This window comes from Arthrobacter sp. KNU-44 (genome assembly GCF_051843155.1).
In the GTDB taxonomy this organism is placed as follows: domain Bacteria; phylum Actinomycetota; class Actinomycetes; order Actinomycetales; family Micrococcaceae; genus Arthrobacter.
Map to the genome: position 1 here is coordinate 1,755,701 of NZ_JBPXNG010000002.1, position 15,755 is coordinate 1,771,455.

Annotated in this window: 19 protein-coding genes and 1 tRNA gene; 12 read left to right on the top strand and 8 right to left on the bottom strand. The window is 59.9% G+C overall.

The window, feature by feature from the left end:
- Positions 1-6 precede the first annotated feature (6 nt).
- Genes ACSVHC_RS09020 through ACSVHC_RS09045 form a run of 6 tightly spaced genes read left to right on the top strand, consistent with a single transcriptional unit; the run spans position 7 to position 5,018 of the window.
- Complete coding sequence (locus ACSVHC_RS09020; protein WP_439180864.1) at positions 7-588, top strand: M23 family metallopeptidase; 582 nt, start codon at positions 7-9, stop codon at positions 586-588.
- 11 nt (positions 589-599) lie between these two features.
- The gene (locus tag ACSVHC_RS09025) at positions 600-953 is read left to right on the top strand and encodes a hypothetical protein (protein ID WP_439180865.1); all 354 of its coding nucleotides are present in this window, start codon (positions 600-602) and stop codon (positions 951-953) included.
- Positions 953-1,255: a hypothetical protein gene (locus ACSVHC_RS09030; protein WP_439180866.1), complete on the top strand. Its 303-nt coding sequence runs from the start codon at positions 953-955 to the stop codon at positions 1,253-1,255. Before ACSVHC_RS09025 ends, ACSVHC_RS09030 begins: the two co-directional genes overlap by 1 nt.
- Positions 1,256-1,279: 24 nt before the next feature.
- Positions 1,280-1,879: a hypothetical protein gene (locus tag ACSVHC_RS09035; protein ID WP_439180867.1), complete on the top strand. Its 600-nt coding sequence runs from the start codon at positions 1,280-1,282 to the stop codon at positions 1,877-1,879.
- Between the two features lie 3 nt (positions 1,880-1,882).
- The gene (locus ACSVHC_RS09040) at positions 1,883-3,556 is read left to right on the top strand and encodes a glycoside hydrolase family protein (RefSeq protein WP_439180868.1); all 1,674 of its coding nucleotides are present in this window, start codon (positions 1,883-1,885) and stop codon (positions 3,554-3,556) included.
- A 58-nt stretch (positions 3,557-3,614) separates the two neighbouring features.
- Positions 3,615-5,018, top strand: coding sequence for an O-antigen ligase family protein (locus ACSVHC_RS09045; RefSeq protein ID WP_439180869.1), 1,404 nt, complete (start codon positions 3,615-3,617; stop codon positions 5,016-5,018).
- Here the strand turns inward: ACSVHC_RS09045 and ACSVHC_RS09050 are convergent.
- The gene (locus ACSVHC_RS09050) at positions 4,906-6,111 is read right to left on the bottom strand and encodes a polysaccharide deacetylase family protein (RefSeq protein WP_439180870.1); all 1,206 of its coding nucleotides are present in this window, start codon (positions 6,109-6,111) and stop codon (positions 4,906-4,908) included. The two genes, ACSVHC_RS09045 and ACSVHC_RS09050, sit on opposite strands and share 113 nt — an antisense overlap.
- Positions 6,112-6,745: 634 nt before the next feature.
- On the opposite strand from ACSVHC_RS09050, the gene ACSVHC_RS09055 reads away from it, so the two are divergent.
- A complete protein-coding gene (locus ACSVHC_RS09055; RefSeq protein ID WP_439180871.1) occupies positions 6,746-8,200 on the top strand; it encodes a right-handed parallel beta-helix repeat-containing protein in 1,455 nt (484 codons plus the stop codon).
- A 260-nt stretch (positions 8,201-8,460) separates the two neighbouring features.
- On the opposite strand, the gene ACSVHC_RS09060 is transcribed toward ACSVHC_RS09055, so the two are convergent.
- Entirely contained in the window at positions 8,461-9,603 is a 1,143-nt protein-coding gene (locus tag ACSVHC_RS09060; protein WP_439180872.1) for an acyltransferase family protein, read from the bottom strand.
- A gap of 305 nt (positions 9,604-9,908) precedes the next feature.
- Between ACSVHC_RS09060 and ACSVHC_RS09065 the strand changes: the two genes are divergently transcribed.
- Together ACSVHC_RS09065 and ACSVHC_RS09070 are read left to right on the top strand one after the other, a co-directional pair.
- Entirely contained in the window at positions 9,909-10,514 is a 606-nt protein-coding gene (locus ACSVHC_RS09065; RefSeq protein WP_439180873.1) for a YdcF family protein, read from the top strand.
- 216 nt (positions 10,515-10,730) lie between these two features.
- Complete coding sequence (locus ACSVHC_RS09070) at positions 10,731-10,874, top strand: hypothetical protein (protein WP_439180874.1); 144 nt, start codon at positions 10,731-10,733, stop codon at positions 10,872-10,874.
- A gap of 253 nt (positions 10,875-11,127) precedes the next feature.
- On the opposite strand, the gene ACSVHC_RS09075 is transcribed toward ACSVHC_RS09070, so the two are convergent.
- Positions 11,128-11,427, bottom strand: a complete 300-nt coding sequence (locus ACSVHC_RS09075; protein WP_439180875.1) for a hypothetical protein — start codon at positions 11,425-11,427, stop codon at positions 11,128-11,130.
- 156 nt (positions 11,428-11,583) lie between these two features.
- Here ACSVHC_RS09075 and ACSVHC_RS09080 point away from each other — a divergent pair, with 156 nt between their 5' ends.
- Positions 11,584-11,730: a hypothetical protein gene (locus ACSVHC_RS09080; protein ID WP_439180876.1), complete on the top strand. Its 147-nt coding sequence runs from the start codon at positions 11,584-11,586 to the stop codon at positions 11,728-11,730.
- Between the two features lie 217 nt (positions 11,731-11,947).
- Here the strand turns inward: ACSVHC_RS09080 and ACSVHC_RS09085 are convergent, their stop codons facing one another.
- Together ACSVHC_RS09085 and ACSVHC_RS09090 are read right to left on the bottom strand one after the other, a co-directional pair.
- Positions 11,948-12,097, bottom strand: coding sequence for a hypothetical protein (locus ACSVHC_RS09085; protein WP_439180877.1), 150 nt, complete (start codon positions 12,095-12,097; stop codon positions 11,948-11,950).
- A 24-nt stretch (positions 12,098-12,121) separates the two neighbouring features.
- A complete protein-coding gene (locus tag ACSVHC_RS09090; RefSeq protein WP_439180878.1) occupies positions 12,122-12,352 on the bottom strand; it encodes a helix-turn-helix domain-containing protein in 231 nt (76 codons plus the stop codon).
- Between the two features lie 93 nt (positions 12,353-12,445).
- Between ACSVHC_RS09090 and ACSVHC_RS09095 the strand changes: the two genes are divergently transcribed.
- Positions 12,446-13,351 (top strand): hypothetical protein, encoded by a 906-nt coding sequence (locus ACSVHC_RS09095; RefSeq protein WP_439180879.1) that lies wholly within the window; start codon positions 12,446-12,448, stop codon positions 13,349-13,351.
- A gap of 44 nt (positions 13,352-13,395) precedes the next feature.
- Here ACSVHC_RS09095 and ACSVHC_RS09100 read toward each other — a convergent pair whose 3' ends face one another.
- From ACSVHC_RS09100 to ACSVHC_RS09110, 3 genes are all read right to left on the bottom strand, one after another.
- Complete coding sequence (locus ACSVHC_RS09100; protein ID WP_439180880.1) at positions 13,396-13,647, bottom strand: hypothetical protein; 252 nt, start codon at positions 13,645-13,647, stop codon at positions 13,396-13,398.
- Positions 13,648-13,707: 60 nt separating this feature from the next.
- A complete protein-coding gene (locus tag ACSVHC_RS09105) occupies positions 13,708-14,631 on the bottom strand; it encodes a tyrosine-type recombinase/integrase (RefSeq protein ID WP_439180881.1) in 924 nt (307 codons plus the stop codon).
- Positions 14,632-14,938: 307 nt separating this feature from the next.
- Positions 14,939-15,023: transfer RNA gene (locus tag ACSVHC_RS09110), tRNA-Ser, on the bottom strand.
- 310 nt (positions 15,024-15,333) lie between these two features.
- Between ACSVHC_RS09110 and ACSVHC_RS09115 the strand changes: the two genes are divergently transcribed.
- Positions 15,334-15,657: a YqfO family protein gene (locus ACSVHC_RS09115; RefSeq protein WP_439180882.1), complete on the top strand. Its 324-nt coding sequence runs from the start codon at positions 15,334-15,336 to the stop codon at positions 15,655-15,657.
- Positions 15,658-15,755 lie beyond the last annotated feature (98 nt).

Below are 15,755 nucleotides of genomic sequence, written 5' to 3' on the forward strand. Positions count from 1 at the left end.
TTCGTCATGGTGACATTCACACTCCCGACTTCCCGACCGGTCACGCAGGATTGGGCGCAGGAGTTTTACAACTTCAACGGCACCCTCTACCCGAACGGCTTCTATCGCTCGCTCGGCTGGAACGGCCACAACGGCATCGATTACGGATGCTTCGAGGGCGACCCGGTTGAGGCCGTCTGTGACGGCGTGATCGAGTACGTCGGCCCAGGTAACAACCATCCGCTGCTCACTGGCGGCGGCAACACGATTTTGTTGCGCAATGACGAGCTGGGCATGCGGTTTGAGTATCTGCACCTGTCCCAACAGAACGTCTTCGCCGGCCAGCGCGTGAAAGTGGGGCAGGTCATCGGATTGTCCGGCGCGACGGGCGCCGCGACCGCCCCGCACCTGCACCTCGGGGCTATCCCCGTCGGCAACGTCGACCAAAACGACGGCTGGCGCGGCCGCGTAGACCCGACCCCGTATCTGTACGGCCCGATGAACCCGGAGTTCGCCGTACCAGGAGCCATCATCCCGCAGGATGCGCCTGCTTCCACCTACACGCCTGACCAGCAGTTCTTCATCGACCTCAGCCTTCCGCTTCCGTAAGGAGAAAGACCATGCCTGATTTCCTGCCGGATACCGACATCGATATCCCAAACAATCAGAAGAAACTCAACGACATTTGGTGGCGCATCGCCTCCGTCACCGGCGCCGGAAAGACCATCCTGCGCTCATGGATCCCACGCCTTGGCCCGGACTGGAAACCACTCCCCGGCCAGCACACCACTCCAGAGACCGAGCTAGGCGCGCTGCCCCAGAACTTCGCGGTAGTTCTTGGCGCCGTCGCTGGCCTGTCGGAGCAGATCCGGCAGCTCTCCGTGGCTACTGGCGCCGTGATCGACGCTGACGCCATTGCAAAGAAGACGGCTGACGAGATCGCGAAGCGGCTCAGCGGGCAGGGAGGCAAGTGATGGGCTCGCACGCAGCAGTTGCCAGCACTCAGGAGCGGAACCCACGCTCGGCTGTGGCCCGCACGGTTCTGGCCGCCGCCGTGGCACTGTTCCCACTCCTGAACGGTGTATTCGTGGCCGTCATCGAGGTTCTGCGCCCGTACGAGGTGGATTTGCCGGGCTGGGTGTTTCTGGTCCTGAATGGTGCGCTGGCGGTGGTCACGGTCATCACGGCCCTGATTACCCGCGTCCTCGCCGTGTCGGGCGTCAATGACTGGCTCCGTCGTTACCTTCCGCTCTTCGCCCCCGAAGACCGCACCTAACCAACGAGCCTGAAGGAGGCCTCTTTGCCTACCACCTACCCTTTCGAGGCGCCGCTGTTCGTTGATGCAGTGACATTCACTCGTGCACCGAACGCGCAGATCACCATCTACGACGAGGCGGACACGGCCGGCACCACGCCGCTTGTCCTGACGGATCCGAATGGGTTGTCACTCGCCAACCCCTTGACCTCGTCGCCGGACGCGTTCGGACCTAACTTCCGCGCACCAACCCCGAGGGTGAAATGGTCTGGGGGCGGCTTGACCGGATTCCTCTCATCGCCGACGGCGGTGCTGGACGAGGCCAAGGCGGCAAAAGCAGCTGCGGAGACCGCCCAGGCATCCGCAGCCGATGCCGCGTCGATGGCGGCGGCCGCGGCGAGCGCGCAACTCGAGTCGGCGGTCTCATCTGCCGCCGCGTCTTCAGCATCAGCGACAAGCGCCCGAGCCGCAGCGTTGGCAGCACAGGCAGCAGCCGAAGCGGCCGCGCAAGCCGCGGCCGGAGCAACGGGCGGGGCCGCGGTGCGGGAAGACCCGGCCCACCCTGGATTCTATTTCGTCGCCACTGGCGGCCAACTCACCGCAGACCCAAACAACCCCGGCTTTTTCACCGTGACAGGAGCATGACAAATGACGCAAAGAATAGTTTCAGTCGGAGACGACTTCACCCTCCCCGCCGGCACGAAGGTGAAAGACGAGCACCTGCCGTCCAGGCTCCAGGCGCAGTCGCTGAAGGACACCTTTGCCCTAAAGGGCTCAGTCTCCCCAGCACAGGGCCACAACATCACTGACCCGACCAAGGCGCACGCTTCGCGCGGCACTCTAGTGAACATCCCCACTTATGAGGGCTCCGGCGTCGCGGTCCACCCGTCGGTCTACTTCAACCCAGACGGCTGGGCCGGGCACAAATACTGGATGGCCTTCACCCCGTACCCGAACAGCAACAACCAGCTCGAGAACGCCTCCATCGTCTGCTCCGACGACGGAAACGCCTGGGCCGTACCCGCCGGATTGACCAACCCTGTGGGGCCGCCCGTGACCGACCCACTGGGCGGCTACAACTCCGACCCGAACCTTTTCGTGGACAATTCCGGGCTGATGTACCTGTTCTGGCGCGAATACATTTACGGCACCGCAGAACGGCACGTCTTCAAAACCTCAACGGACGGTGTGACCTGGTCAGCGAAAACGCTTGTCCGGCAGGACGACCCTGCCGTTCGCCGCATCATGGCTCCGTCGTACTTCCAGCTCAAAGACGGTTCTTGGGTTATGTACGGAGTGGACATCAAACCGTCACCGGCCCGCAAGTTCGTGCGCTCCACGGCGCCCACGGTCACGGGTCCCTGGACAACGCCGGAAGTCTGCACCATCGCGGGAAACGCTGGCGTGCCTTGGCACGTTGACGTGCAGCGTGTCGGCGGCGAATGGCAGGCACTTGTCATGTGCAGCGTGTCGGACGGGGCCGGAGGCGACCTTTACGCCATGGTCTCGCAGGACGGGTTGAACTTTACGGCCGGCCCTAACTTCATCAGCCGGGGTGCGCCAGGCATCGATTGGGACGCCACCTATTACAAGTCCTGCTTTGTCCCTGCGACCCGTTACGGGCTTGCTGGGTGGGATACATGGGTAGGTGGGGCGGCGTTCCCGGCGTCTGGGCAGATCGTGGGTCGAACGTTTGTGGCGTTCGATACGACTTCCGCGCAGGTCGCCGCGGCGGTCGCAGCGCTTCCTCCCGCCGCCAGCGCCAAGACGGTGGAGATCCTCGCCGCAAAAAACGGGTTAGCACCGTGGATCGCGTCGGACACGTTCGCCCGGGCCGATACCGGTTCGCTGACCACGGCGGACACCGGACAGGCTTGGACCGCCTCAGCCGGAACGTTCGGCATCGTGTCCAAGGGGGCAGTTCCGACTGCCGCAGCGAACACCCGAGCTGTCATCAATGCGGGTGTATCGGATGCGACCGCGACCGTTGAAATCGCGGGTGCGAACTCGGCGCAGCACTGGCTGATTGCCCGGTACGTGGACGGTTCGAACTACTACCGCTACGGAATCGCCTCGGACGGGCGTCTTGCGTTTCAGAAGGTTGTCGCCGGGGCCGCAACGGACTTCCCCACCGTGCAGCAGACCGCACCCCCGACCGGCACCGAAATTTCGCTAAAGGTGTCCGGGTCAACTCTGATCACCTACATTGACGGCGTTCAGAAAACGACCGTCGAGGACAGCACGTTCGCCGGCACGTCGTTCGGGATCCAGGCATCCGCAACCACCGCGAAGCTCCGCAACTTCCGCGTTTCCACTCCGTAGGTCAGACTCGAAAGGCCGCGCCGCACCGGTAGCGGGTCCGCCACTGTAAAATCTGGACATGGTCTCAACCCTTATCAACCGCGTGACGCCGCCAGCCAAGGCAATCCTCCCGTGGACCGTCCCTCTCGCCGTCCTCTGGATGGTGACCGTGGACGCGTTCACGGGAGTGGGGTTCGGGCCCGTAAGCCTATCGGGGGCACTGACACTCGGTGGTGCGGTTATTTGTCTGTTCTTCGCCCCGGTGATGTTTATCGCCAGGAACGGGGCAATGAAACCCACGCAGCGAAGCCCGATCCCCTTGGCCCTCACGTTCTTCCTGCTCTACGCCATTGCCCGCGTCCTGTTCGATCCCACAATGGCCGGAATTCAGAACGTCGCCGTTCTCGTGACGTTCATTCTGGCAATAGGGTTGACCGCAGTCTCCGTCACCACAGCGAATATCGCTAGAGTCGGAAAGTGGCTTCGCCGCTCGGCGGCTTTGGCATCCGTCGTTGCGGTCATCTCCTTCCTGACCGGGGCCCACCTCTACGGAAGTCGCACATACGCGCTAGCAGCAATTGTCTTCTTGGCCTTGATGGTCCCGCATCGGCCAAAGAATGCGCTGGCCAGGTTCATGCCGGTCCTGCCTTTCATTGGCATAGCGCTAAGCCTTTCCAGGGTCGCTCTCGCAATAGCAGCGGTCCTGTTGATGTTCGTGGCCGTTAGGAAGCAAAGAGGGCCGCGGCTATTCTTCTCGATCCTCTTCTTGGGCGGCGGTGCCGCCGCGGTCCTGAACTGGCTCATCGACAATTACCAGCCGCTTCACGATCGATTCCTTGAGACTGGCGACGGCGCTTTGATCGTCGGAGGGATCGCTTTCAACACCTCTGGCAGGTCAGCTCTCTGGGAGACCGTCCTGAACTCTGCCATGGAAAGCCCTATATTCGGGAAGGGCGCAGGCTCGGCAACGGACCTGGTCACTGCTGTATATGGCAGCATCGCACACCCCCACAACGACTATCTGCGTCTTCTCCATGACTACGGGTTCGTTGGGCTGGGACTGTTCTGCCTTGGCTATTTGATACTGATCATCAGGACCTTCAAGAGAGCGGTGCGCTCGAGTGAGCCGATGCACTGGTCCGCGGCCCTCGGGCTCGCCGGGGTTGCCGTAGCAATGATCACAGACAACGTCGTGATCTATCCCTACGCAATGATCCCTCTGGGCGTTGTCGTTGGTGCATCGCTGGCACTCCCAGCACCGCCGAAGCCCGTCAAAGCGCCTAAAGAACGGCGTCAGTCGGCGACCGAGATCCGTATCCTTCGGGACCTTGAGCGACAAGAACGCTTGGCGCGACCCCGCCCTGAGGGAACTAGCCGAACTTTCCATCAACCGTCGGACCGAAGTGGACATGATCAAACCATGCCTGCCCTATCAGGGACTCGATCGCAAAGAACACCTCAACAAACGATGCCCCGACCGTAGCCGGCACCTGAACTTCGTTGTGAGCCCACCCGGTATTGGTGAGGAACGGGGTTGAATAAACTTCCTTCAGGACTTCAAAGTAGGGTCCTCGGACGACTACTTTGGCGTAGATTTTTGCTCCATTGCCCGATGTTTTGATCGAGACTTTGTCGCGGAAGGAAAGGGAGTAGGCCCTGTTGTCCTCTATTCGTACCGTCTGGGAGGCCGTCACGTAGCCTGTTGGGCCAGGGTTTGACAGGTGCAGGGCCCTCGCGCCAGGGATGTTGACGTCTGGCGCGAGGATGACCGACTCCGCCACGGCAGACTCGTTGCCGCCGTTCTTCTGCAGGTTCCATTGGTAGAGGTTTGGATCTTCAAATGATGGGTCCATCAGGTTGCATGGGCAAGCCGGGAATGCTTCCTTTGCTTGAACACATTGGACTCCCAGAGTCTGGGCGAGATCCAGCGCTTCCGCGAGGTATCCGTTGTCGATCATTGGAGCTGCATCGTGGGCGTAAATGACCGCAATGATGGGACTGTTTGCTGCCTGCCTGATTAGCTGCAAGACCTTCGCATGCTGCATCGGATATTGTGCCCAACCGAACCGCTTGATGAGGAATGGGCTCGGGCCTGTACTGAATCGTGGGTATACCGCGGTTTGAGGTTCTCCGGACGTGTCCAAGAGTCGGTCGTAACGGAGATAGAGCTCTTGATCCGTGGTTGGTGTGCGACCAGGGGGCGAATAGGCCGAGCCATACGGATAAGTCCATGTCGTCACCGGTTCGCCGATTAAATTCTCTAGGAACGACCGTGAGGCGGTGTATTCCGTGAGTCTTTGGGCGGGGCTAAGCTGGGTCATGTTGGGGTGGCCCAGGGAATGGCATGCGATCTCGTGGCCCGCCGAGTGCATGTTCACGACGTCGGCATTGGAAAGACGGTCCAACATCAGGTTCGGAGTAACACAGAAGGTGTGCCTCTGCCCCCTGTCCGCTGCCATTTGGGAAATCTGTGGCCACGAAGAGTACGCATCATCCCAGGTGAAGCAGACAACCCCCCGGGCCGGTTGCGCAGGATCCGGCCCCGTTGCAGCCTGAGCTGGTGCGGTGCCTGCCATGGCCAGCGCACCACCGCTGGCGGCCGCAACACCGCCCCATCTAAGGAGGCCACGGCGGCTTAGAGTATCGGTTTCCGCAGATTCTGTCGGTCGTTTGAAGAGTCCCATGATGCCCTCGTAGGTTCCCGTAGTGGTGGTTTCACTGCAGGTTACTTATGGGGCTGATGTGAATGAATCAGTGTCGAGTACCCGTCTTTTGACCGAGATATCGCCGACCCATACGCGATTTACACTTGGTTGCCACTCGCTCGCCCATGTTGCCTGCTCGCTCGACCACGCGTTGTAGACTCAGGGCATGAGAGACAGCCTTGGGGAAAAAGAGCCGAATGACTATGACGCCTGGTACAAGACGGCATTGGGAATAGGCATTTTGGGGGGTTGCTTTCTGGCCATCGGAGACGCTGTTGTTGGTTACACGCTCTGCGGGATTGCGTCTTCTATCGTGTTCTTCCGCAAGTGGGTTGGCCGCGACATCGATAAGCACCGATCCACGGCTCGTCGCCACTCGTCCCGACCGGCTGACAGATCGTAGGCTTCACCAGCACCATCAGCTCGGAGACAAGAACAGGGCCGCGCCGAAAGCGGCGCATGCTCACCATCAGCTCCAAGAGCTTTCCAAGGTTATGATTCCCGCATGGGCGGCCTCGCAAGGCACCGAGGATTCGGGCCGAAATCGGTAATTTTGCTTCTTTTGGTTTTGTCTCTGGCTGTCACTGCCGTCATCTTTTTAGGGAAGGTGATGGCTACGAGCCCTCCGTTGGTCGTCGACTGTAAACCATCAACGCCCGTCTATTGTGTTCCAGCACCTTCTGGTGTCGCTGAAACTGACACTTCGAACATCCAGAGAGCCATTGACGCAATGCCCGATGGTGTAGGCGGAACAATTGTTCTGCAGGCCGGCTCGTACACACTAAGTCGCCCTGTTACGGGCTACCTGACCGGCACAACAATCGTGGGTTCCGGAGGAACAGCGCAAGGTCTTGGCCTGACCCAAGGAACAACGAGGATCATCGCTCCACCATCCGGGTGGGCCTTCGATGTTGGCAAAGCGGGTGAGGGAAATGCGAACTTCAGCGGTGCAACATTTCGTGATTTGCAAATCGTTGGCAATGATACTGCCGCTGGAGGGATTTGGATTAAGGGCCATTCAAACTTCCGAATCCAAAACTGCACAGTTACCGGATTTACGGCCGGGACAGGGTTGCTCCTCGATAGTGCGGGGAGTGGCAGTCAATACGGGGAACTCTCCGGATTCCAATCGACTGACAACCATCTCGGTTTAGATGTCCGCGGGACGAACGGGCTTCGTATCCTCGGGGGCATGTTTGATGGCAACCACAACTCAGGCTCGCCCCGCAGTGGTTCGACGGCCATCAGGGTCACGGAAGGGGACACTCTTCGAATGTTCGGCACGGTTATTCAGTACTACGAAACCGGTGTAGATCTTGCCGTGGGCATCAACTCCGAGCTCTACGGAGTTCGTTTCGAAGGGTTCGCGACGGCTGTGCACAATGCCGCGCCTTCTACGAGGATCTACGGAGGCTCTTTCGATAACAGTATTCTTGGCGCACCATCTGGAACAGCCGTCAAGAACGATTCCACTGCGAGGCAATTGTTTTTTGATCCCGGCGATGTGACCGAGGTCCTCCATTTTCTTGTAGACCAAGGCTCAGGAACCCAGACCCCAGTCAGGCGCCTTGCATCAAAGAATTACAATCCAACGCCGTCTGTTACCAGGACCGTGTCGGGGTCTTCCTCTGAGGACGTTGACCACGCTAACGCCACCATATCTTTTGACTCGCCACCATCCGGGACGGTCACCCTAAAGTTGTCGACAAATTTCAAAGCTGCCGAAGGTTCAAGCCTCTTTCTATTCCTAAGGCGAGGGGGAAGCGACGTGCCCGGAACGCGTCGGCTGGTTGCCCAGGGAGGCTCCAACTCAGGGATTGTAACTATTGAGTGGGAAGTATCGCAGCTGGTCCCGGGGGAAAGGTACACCTATGACCTCGGCGTGGCCTCCAGCGGGGGAGTTGCCGAGCTTCGTTTCGGTGACCAATGGGGTCCGCTGGCGATTTCGGTGACTGGCTAGTTTCTTTGCAACTTCAGGTCAACGTGGTGCGACCGTCCGCTGCTCCCATGCCGGGCCATGTGAGGACTACGCCGACGACGGCAAGAATGATGGCAAACCACCGCCCCTCAGTCGGATTGGGCCGCACTTCCGACCGCTCTGACGACTAGACCCTTGCGGCGGCGCGCAGTTCCCCGTCCCCGGGTTCGGTGTCCCAATGCGTCGCCTAAGCTTCGCCTCTACCCTGTGCCTGAGTCACTGCTACTGTTGCCCGCAAATGATCAGGTTCGCGCAGCCGTGATCGACTTGACCCGCCCCATGGTCCAAGCCGTGACAGGGGTCTCAACCAAGCGGAAGTAGATGAGGCCTGCCGTCACGGCGGCGACTGCTCCGATGACCGTGATGATGTCAGCCGGCAGCTTTATCGGCGACATCTCGAGCAGCCTGCCGAGGATGTAGAGAACTGGGATGTGGACAAGGTAGAGCGAGTATGATGCATTTCCGAGCCGAGCTAGCCCGGCTCCGACGAAGTTTGCACCGAGCCGCATAGGCAGTGCGGCGACGAAGATGAGGAACGCGGGAATGCCCCACATCACTACGCGTGGGAGGCTTTGCGACCCGTCAAGCACGGCGCCCATGTCCCAGACGCCCCCATACCCCGTTACGATCTGGGCCGCCAGCGCCAAAGCACCGGCAACCCCACCAGCGAAACAAAGCCGACGGTGCCTCGATGTCCATTTCGAAGACCACAACAGGTAGGCGGCGATTCCTAGCGCAAATTCGAGCATGATCGGATTGGAGAACCAGCGCAGGATGAAAATGTCGGTCGGGAACACCAACGCGACAGAGACGATTGCCACCAGCGCGAAAGCAAGCCAACCCATGCGCTGAGCCAAGCCGAGCGCGACCATCGCCGCAACCATCAGGTAGAACGAGAACTCAAACGACAGCGTCCAGCCTACAAATAGTGGCGGGACGCTGTAAGTGGAGGCATCGGTCCACGGGATGAACATGATGAGGTTGAACACGGACCCCGCGTCGACTTTGACCGTGCGCAGCAGGCCCACGATCCCCAGGAAGACCATAGCGCCGCCCACGATCCAATACGGCGGGGCAATCCGAGCCCAGCGCTTGGCCAGGAAGACACCCGCGCCACGCGGCCCTTTGGACGATGCGACCGAGAAGGCCATGACGAACCCGCTGATGACAAAGAACAGGTCAACTCCAATAGCGCCGAAGTGCTCGAAGTTGCCCAGGTGCGCGACGAGCGCCCATCCCTCGCGGGCGCGGCCCGAAAAAGCCAAGGCGATGCTGTGGGCTACTACCACCAAAACTGCCGCTATGCCGCGCATTGCCTGAATGCTCTCGATGCGCTCGGCGCGCCTCCGGACCGGTTTGAGTGATGTCGCGTCCCCCATAATCATGCCCCAAGTGTAAGGGGTCGGGCGGTTAGATGCCCGTTGTTACTGACGGCCAGCGGCAATACGCTCCCAATCCGAGCTCACGCTCGGATCCGCGCCGAGATGCAGGCCCTGTGGGATTGGGGAAGCCGGCAACCTAGCGGGCCGTGTACACCGTCAGCCCCGACTCATCAGGAGCGGGGGCTGCTTTTGTTGTGTCCGAAGCAGAGAGGTTCATCTTGGGCGCCGACGGATCGGAGCAGCCTTTGGCAGATAGAATCCATGTGCGGGCAATGGCGCCTTTCCATCCCCAAGCGATAGAGGACTGCATGACCAGCACCAGTACTCCGGAGGCAAGAACAGCGCCCCGCCGAAGACGGCGCAAGCTCATCATCAGCATCATCGCCTGGTGCGTAGCCCCAGTCCTGCTTTGGGCAACTGCGGGCCTGTTTCTTTACGTAGCGCCCGCAGCTGATGCCCCGAAACACGCCGACGTGCTCCTCGTACTCGGACCTGCTGATGACCGCGTGGACTACGCCGAGAAGCTGATGGACCACGGTTACGCGCATACGCTCGTAGTTTCTGTTCCACAAGGCGTGGCCGGCTCCCCTCGCCTCACTCTCTGTGATGAAAAGCGCCCGTATCGAATCATTTGCTTCAACCCGGATCCCGGCACAACGCAGGGCGAAGCGAGAGAGCTCCGAACTCTTTCGGAAAAATACGGGTGGACGAGCGCCGATGTGCTCACCGCCCAGTACCATGTCACGCGAGCCCGGGTCATAGTGCAGCGCTGCTTCCACGGCGAGCTGAGCATGGTTTCATACCAGAAGGATCTACCTTTGGTGTCGTCACCTGATGCCCCGTATTCATGGGCCTACATGTACGCGTACCAAACCGCAGCATTCGTAAAGGTGGCGCTCAATCAAGAATGCTGACCAACCCGGTCGCGCCGGGATGTAGGTCCTGTGGGTTTGGGAAGTCGGCAACCTAGCGGGCCGTGTACCCTCGCGCACGACTGGTCCAGTCCGGCCGCTTCTCCCTACCTTTGCTTGCCTTCACTTTGAGGACTTCTTTCATTACTATTCCTGTCAATTCGCGTGAGGCTTCTACTGTGGGTCTCAGGCGAACCATGAGGGTTGGGGATGATGGGGATGGCGGCAAGATATTCGAGGTACCACAGCAACTTCGAGAGACAGAACCGGCGCGCCCGCCAGTTCAGGATGCTCTCGTATGTGCTGCTGGGACTGCTCGCGACAGCCACCACCGTGGTGGTCTCCTACGTCCTGAACCGATAGCCCCGGGACGCCACAAGGCCGTGTACCGCGCCCACGACTACACGCCAGCTCTTCGCCATTTACCCCGCGGTGAGGGGCTGCTTCTAGTCCCGGCGGGGAACCATAAGCATGCTTGCAATTTGTACTCGGTGACGCATAGGCTGTGTCCCGGTCCCAGGCCGGACCTTTGCCGGGATGCAGCCCCTGTAACAAAGGGGTGGCCGGCATGAGAGCAGCCCCTCACCGCCCAGACGGTGAGGGGCTGTTTTTGTGTTTAACGCACTCTTGGGTCGATTGTCCGGCGCCGCACCCTGGATGCTTCCACCCAGACTTCTTTGCGGCCCTCGTAGTAATCCATCGGCCAGGGCACGCTCACGAGGACGAGCGTCTTCGTCCATCCGTATGCGAAGGCTGGCACCTCGTGGCTTTGCCCGTTGTTGTAATCGAGCATCACCAACACCGGCAGCGGCTCCTTGGGCATCGTCGCACCATCCACGGCAGCCGGATCCACAGGCGGCACCACAGGCGTTGGCCTATGCGCACGCGGCGGCTGCCAGAACTTCTTTTCCTCCACAGCCCGAGTCTGCCACCGCAGGCAGACATTCGGGGTGTGTTCCCCGGTCAAGATGGCTAGCAGCCAAGCCTGTCCATGGTCCGTTGGGTTATGGCAATGAGCCTGTCGGCGATGCGGGTCGGGATGGATCTACCAGAATGGGATTCCAGGTAGGTGATGAACGAGGCCAGAGCCGCGCAGGCCCGGGCGTGGGCACCGGTAGGAGGTGGCGGGGTACAGTTCGCCCCGCAAGCAGTCGGTGTTATGGCCGATGCAGTATTCGGCGCGACGAGCAAAGCGGACGCGCTGTGGGCGGTGTACTGAACGGAGGTTTGGGTGCTTGCCGCAGTGGCGACACCCGGTGCGCTGAGCGACAAGACTGACAGGACCAAGGACATAACCAATGCCCAACCAAGCTTGCGGAAAACTTCGTGTATTGAGGGACGCATTTACTCATCCTTTCGATTTGAGTAGCGCAAAAAGCTTGTCCCCAGTGTGACAACGTTACGTCGGTTCGTCCCGAAGGAATAGGACCAACAGACTAAAAACTGTCAGTCCTAATCGCGATCATCCGACTTCCCTTCAGCATCTGAGCCCGGGCTGCGGCCAGTGCTTCCTCATAGCTCGCGGCCGTCTCGGTGACATGGCTGAAGCTGCCGTCCGGTGCTTCGATGGTGCAAGTAATATCCACCGCAACAGTCTATTGCGTGGCATTTCAAGCGAACGGGTCATTGGCTTTGACGGGAAAGCCGAACGCGTCATATTCTCCGTCCGGCCTCGGAGGATTCTTGATCTTGGCAATGAGGTCCTCGACATCCTCCGACGTGAGCATGACCCGCCCTCCGACCTTGGTGAACGTCTTGTATTGGCGGGCAAGGCGGCGAACCGTCGCTTCCATTAGCCCTAGTTCCGAGGCAACCTCGGCCGGAGTCTTGAAGTAGGTCATGCCTTCATTGTTGCGGATCAACTGAAACGATTTGGAGTTGCAATTTCATGCGGCAGGTCCTCTCGATGATGCGACGGCTGGTAGATTCCATCAATGGTCAAACAGCCATCAGAACTGTCCCTGGACTCGCTTTGGGCCTACCGCAGCGGCAAGAACGCCGACTTCCAGAAGGTGCGGGTAGTCAAGCTTGGAGTCAAGTATCCGAAACGTGCCTACGTTGCATTCCTCGCACCAGAGGAAGAGGGCGAAGAGATGTGGGCACCGATCGGCAGGCTGAAATGCCCGTGGGAGGATCTTGACCCCTTCAAAGACATCGAAGCAAAGTGGGAGGCGGTGGCAGCGGCTTCGCTGGGCGCATCTGACGTCCAAGCCGAAGTTGCCGGGCTCGTGTTCGGATGCTTCGATACGACCAACTCCGTCAACTACTGGGCGTGGAACTGGCCAGGGGTGACAGCCGTTGCCCAGCCGGGCACCTTCGAGAAGATTCACTCAATACGATGGGCTGACTTCACAGGAAACCTATGTTTTGAGGACGAGGGTGAACTCGTCATGCCCCTTGCTGAAACATTGGAGCTTATGCGCCGGCTTGCCGTGAGCGACGCCCCGAGAATGCTCACGTACCTCGACAATGAACTGGAGAAAGCCGCCGAAGAGCACCTAGTTGACGTGGCGCGTGGAATCGCTGACGAGCCGCATATGACGCTCAGCGGATCCTCAACGCGGCCTTACATCGAAGATCTGGCCGATGCGGCCGGTGTCATAAGGGGCTGGCTCGATGCACCTCAAGTCGAAGTTTGGAATGAAATCCAAGCCTTGCGCGCGGAAATCGTGCGCCTCAGCTCGATAATCAGTAAGGCGTCAGGCGTACTCCATGACCACGGGCTCACGCGCGACGCGACCAGCATCCGCAGGCTTCACGGCCTGACCAAGTATCCAGTTCCGCGCCTCAAGTCCTACTACGAAATGACGCGCGAGATGAACAAGGACACGCATGAGTGACCAAAGCTGGGTAACCGGTCCGCGTGTGGGCACGTAGCCGTTATTCAGACGTCATCCTGGTCAGAGAGCTTTCGGAGTGCGGCGGCGATACGGTCCTTGTCGTAGCCGCCAGGTCGCGTTCCGGCGATGATCTGCGCGATTTCGTCTTGCTGGTCTGGGGAGAATCGGTAGAGCCGCCCGATGCGGTCACATGGCCACTCCCCAGTCTGAGCCTTGCGCCGCACCGTGTGGTCGCTGAGACGGTACTTCGCGGCCATGTCCTGCGTCGTGGCATAGGACTCTGAATTTCTGGTCATTAGACTGCCGCCTTCGAATACGTCGATCTTAAGTTCGACGCAATCTTCTCAGGTGAACGCTTAGGCCTCCAACGCCTTCTCGGCGATGTCGATTGCCCGGAAGTGAGCGTCCGGCACGAGGTGGGAATACCGGTCGATCGTTGTCTGAATACTCTCATGACCGAGCCGCCTCGACAGCTCGTAAATGCTCATGCCTCCGGCGAGCATCAGTGACGCGTGAGTGTGACGCATGTCATGAATGCGCGGCCGATCGTCCTTAGGGTACTTGAGCGTCTCAACAGCGTTGTTCCAGAATTGCCAGAACGTCGAGTGCCGAATGGGGCCTCCGTACGTGGTTCGAAAGACGTGCTGCCCAGGGGGTGTGGATTCCACAATCGGGCGAACGTCCCGGACGAATGACGGCGGGAGACTGATCGTCCGCCGCGACTTCTTGGTCTTCGGCGCCCCGAGGTAGAAGCGATTGTTCTCGTCACGTTTCCATGCCCGCTCAACGCGCACCGAGGGCGTCGCACTGTCTAGGGCGAAGTCATCTGCAAAAAACGCCGTCACCTCTCCGAAGCGGGCTCCGGTCGCGCGAAGGCCCGACACGAACACCTGGTATCGGTCAGGGTGCGCGTTGACGATCTCAAGAGATGCCTGAGCCGTCATGAAGTACATCTTCTCTTCGGTCGCGTCATCCTTGGGCAGCTTTATGCCACGGCACGGGTTGTCGGTGCGATGCTTGAGCCGGATGGCCGTCTCCATCGACGCCGACAAGAGCCCATGATGGTTCGCGATCGTCTTGGCCGACAGTGACTTGCCCTTGTAGGTGCTCCCCTGCATGAACTTGACCCAAAGGATGACGTCCTCGTGCTCGACAGCGGCAACAGGGATCTTGCCAATACGCCCACCGAAGTAGTTGTTGATCGCTCGTTCATAGCGCCTGATCTGGTCCGGGCCGGCACTCGTAAGCAGCTCGACGTGCCGAAGGAGGTTCTCCGCCACGGTCGGTCCTCCGATGGCTACTTTCTCTAGGATCTTCTCTACCGCACTCAGCGAGTTGCCATTGGCCTCCACTAGGCGCTTGAACCTCAGCGCTTCCGCTTCGCTTTCCCACGGGTATGAGGTTTGCTTGCCGGTGTCTGAGTCACGCCAGAGAACGGCGTATGAGGCTGTCCCATCTGCACGTCCACGCTTTCGAATGCTTGCCATAGGAGCACTGTAACGCCGAGGTCTGTCAACAAATCCGGACTCCGTGTCAACGTAGACGCAAAAATGCCCCTAGATCGTTGAAATCTAGGGGCATTTCTCGCGGAGAATGGGGGATTTGAACCCCCGAGGGCGTTAACCCAACACGCGTTCCAGGCGTGCGCCATAGGCCGCTAGGCGAATTCTCCATGCTTCTGAATCAAAAGCAGACTCCACTGTACCCGAGAATTTCAGCATCGCCCAATCGGGACTTTCATCGTGCCGAGCCGCCCCACCCTGCGCTTAAACGTAAAAATGGACGCCCCCAATGCGTCCATTCCTCCGGCACTCCGTTGAGCTGCTGGGTCCAGCCCCTGAAACCAGGCCCTGCAGCTCACAATCTTGAGATTGCCCCAATCGGTGTACATACCCATAGTCCGCTGCGTTCAGCGGTTTGGCAATGGAGATCAGAAACCATCCTTTGACCTGTTTTTGGGCGGCCGCTGGCAGGATGGTGCCATGAGCCAGATACACGCCCTCGTCGTCTACGTCCCGGTGTCACACAGCGAGACCTTGCTGGCCGCAATCGGCGATGCCGGGGCGGGCAGAATCGGCGACTATTCGCATTGCTCCTTCACCACTCCCGGCACAGGACGTTTCACTCCATTGCCAGGGGCACAGCCGTTCGTCGGAGCCGTGGGGCAAGGCGAGACCGTACCGGAAATCCGGGTCGAGTGCGTAGTTGAAGCGGACATGCTCGACGCCGTAGTGCAGGCCCTACGCTCAGCCCACCCATATGAGGAGCCCGCATTCATGACGTGGCCAGTGAACGGTTGGCGCTAACCACTGGACATGCCCTCCCCTGCTAGCGAGCACTGGACATAATCCCAATATGTCCAGTCCTTGGCTCACACAAGGGACATGCCCCTTGGTACCACCGA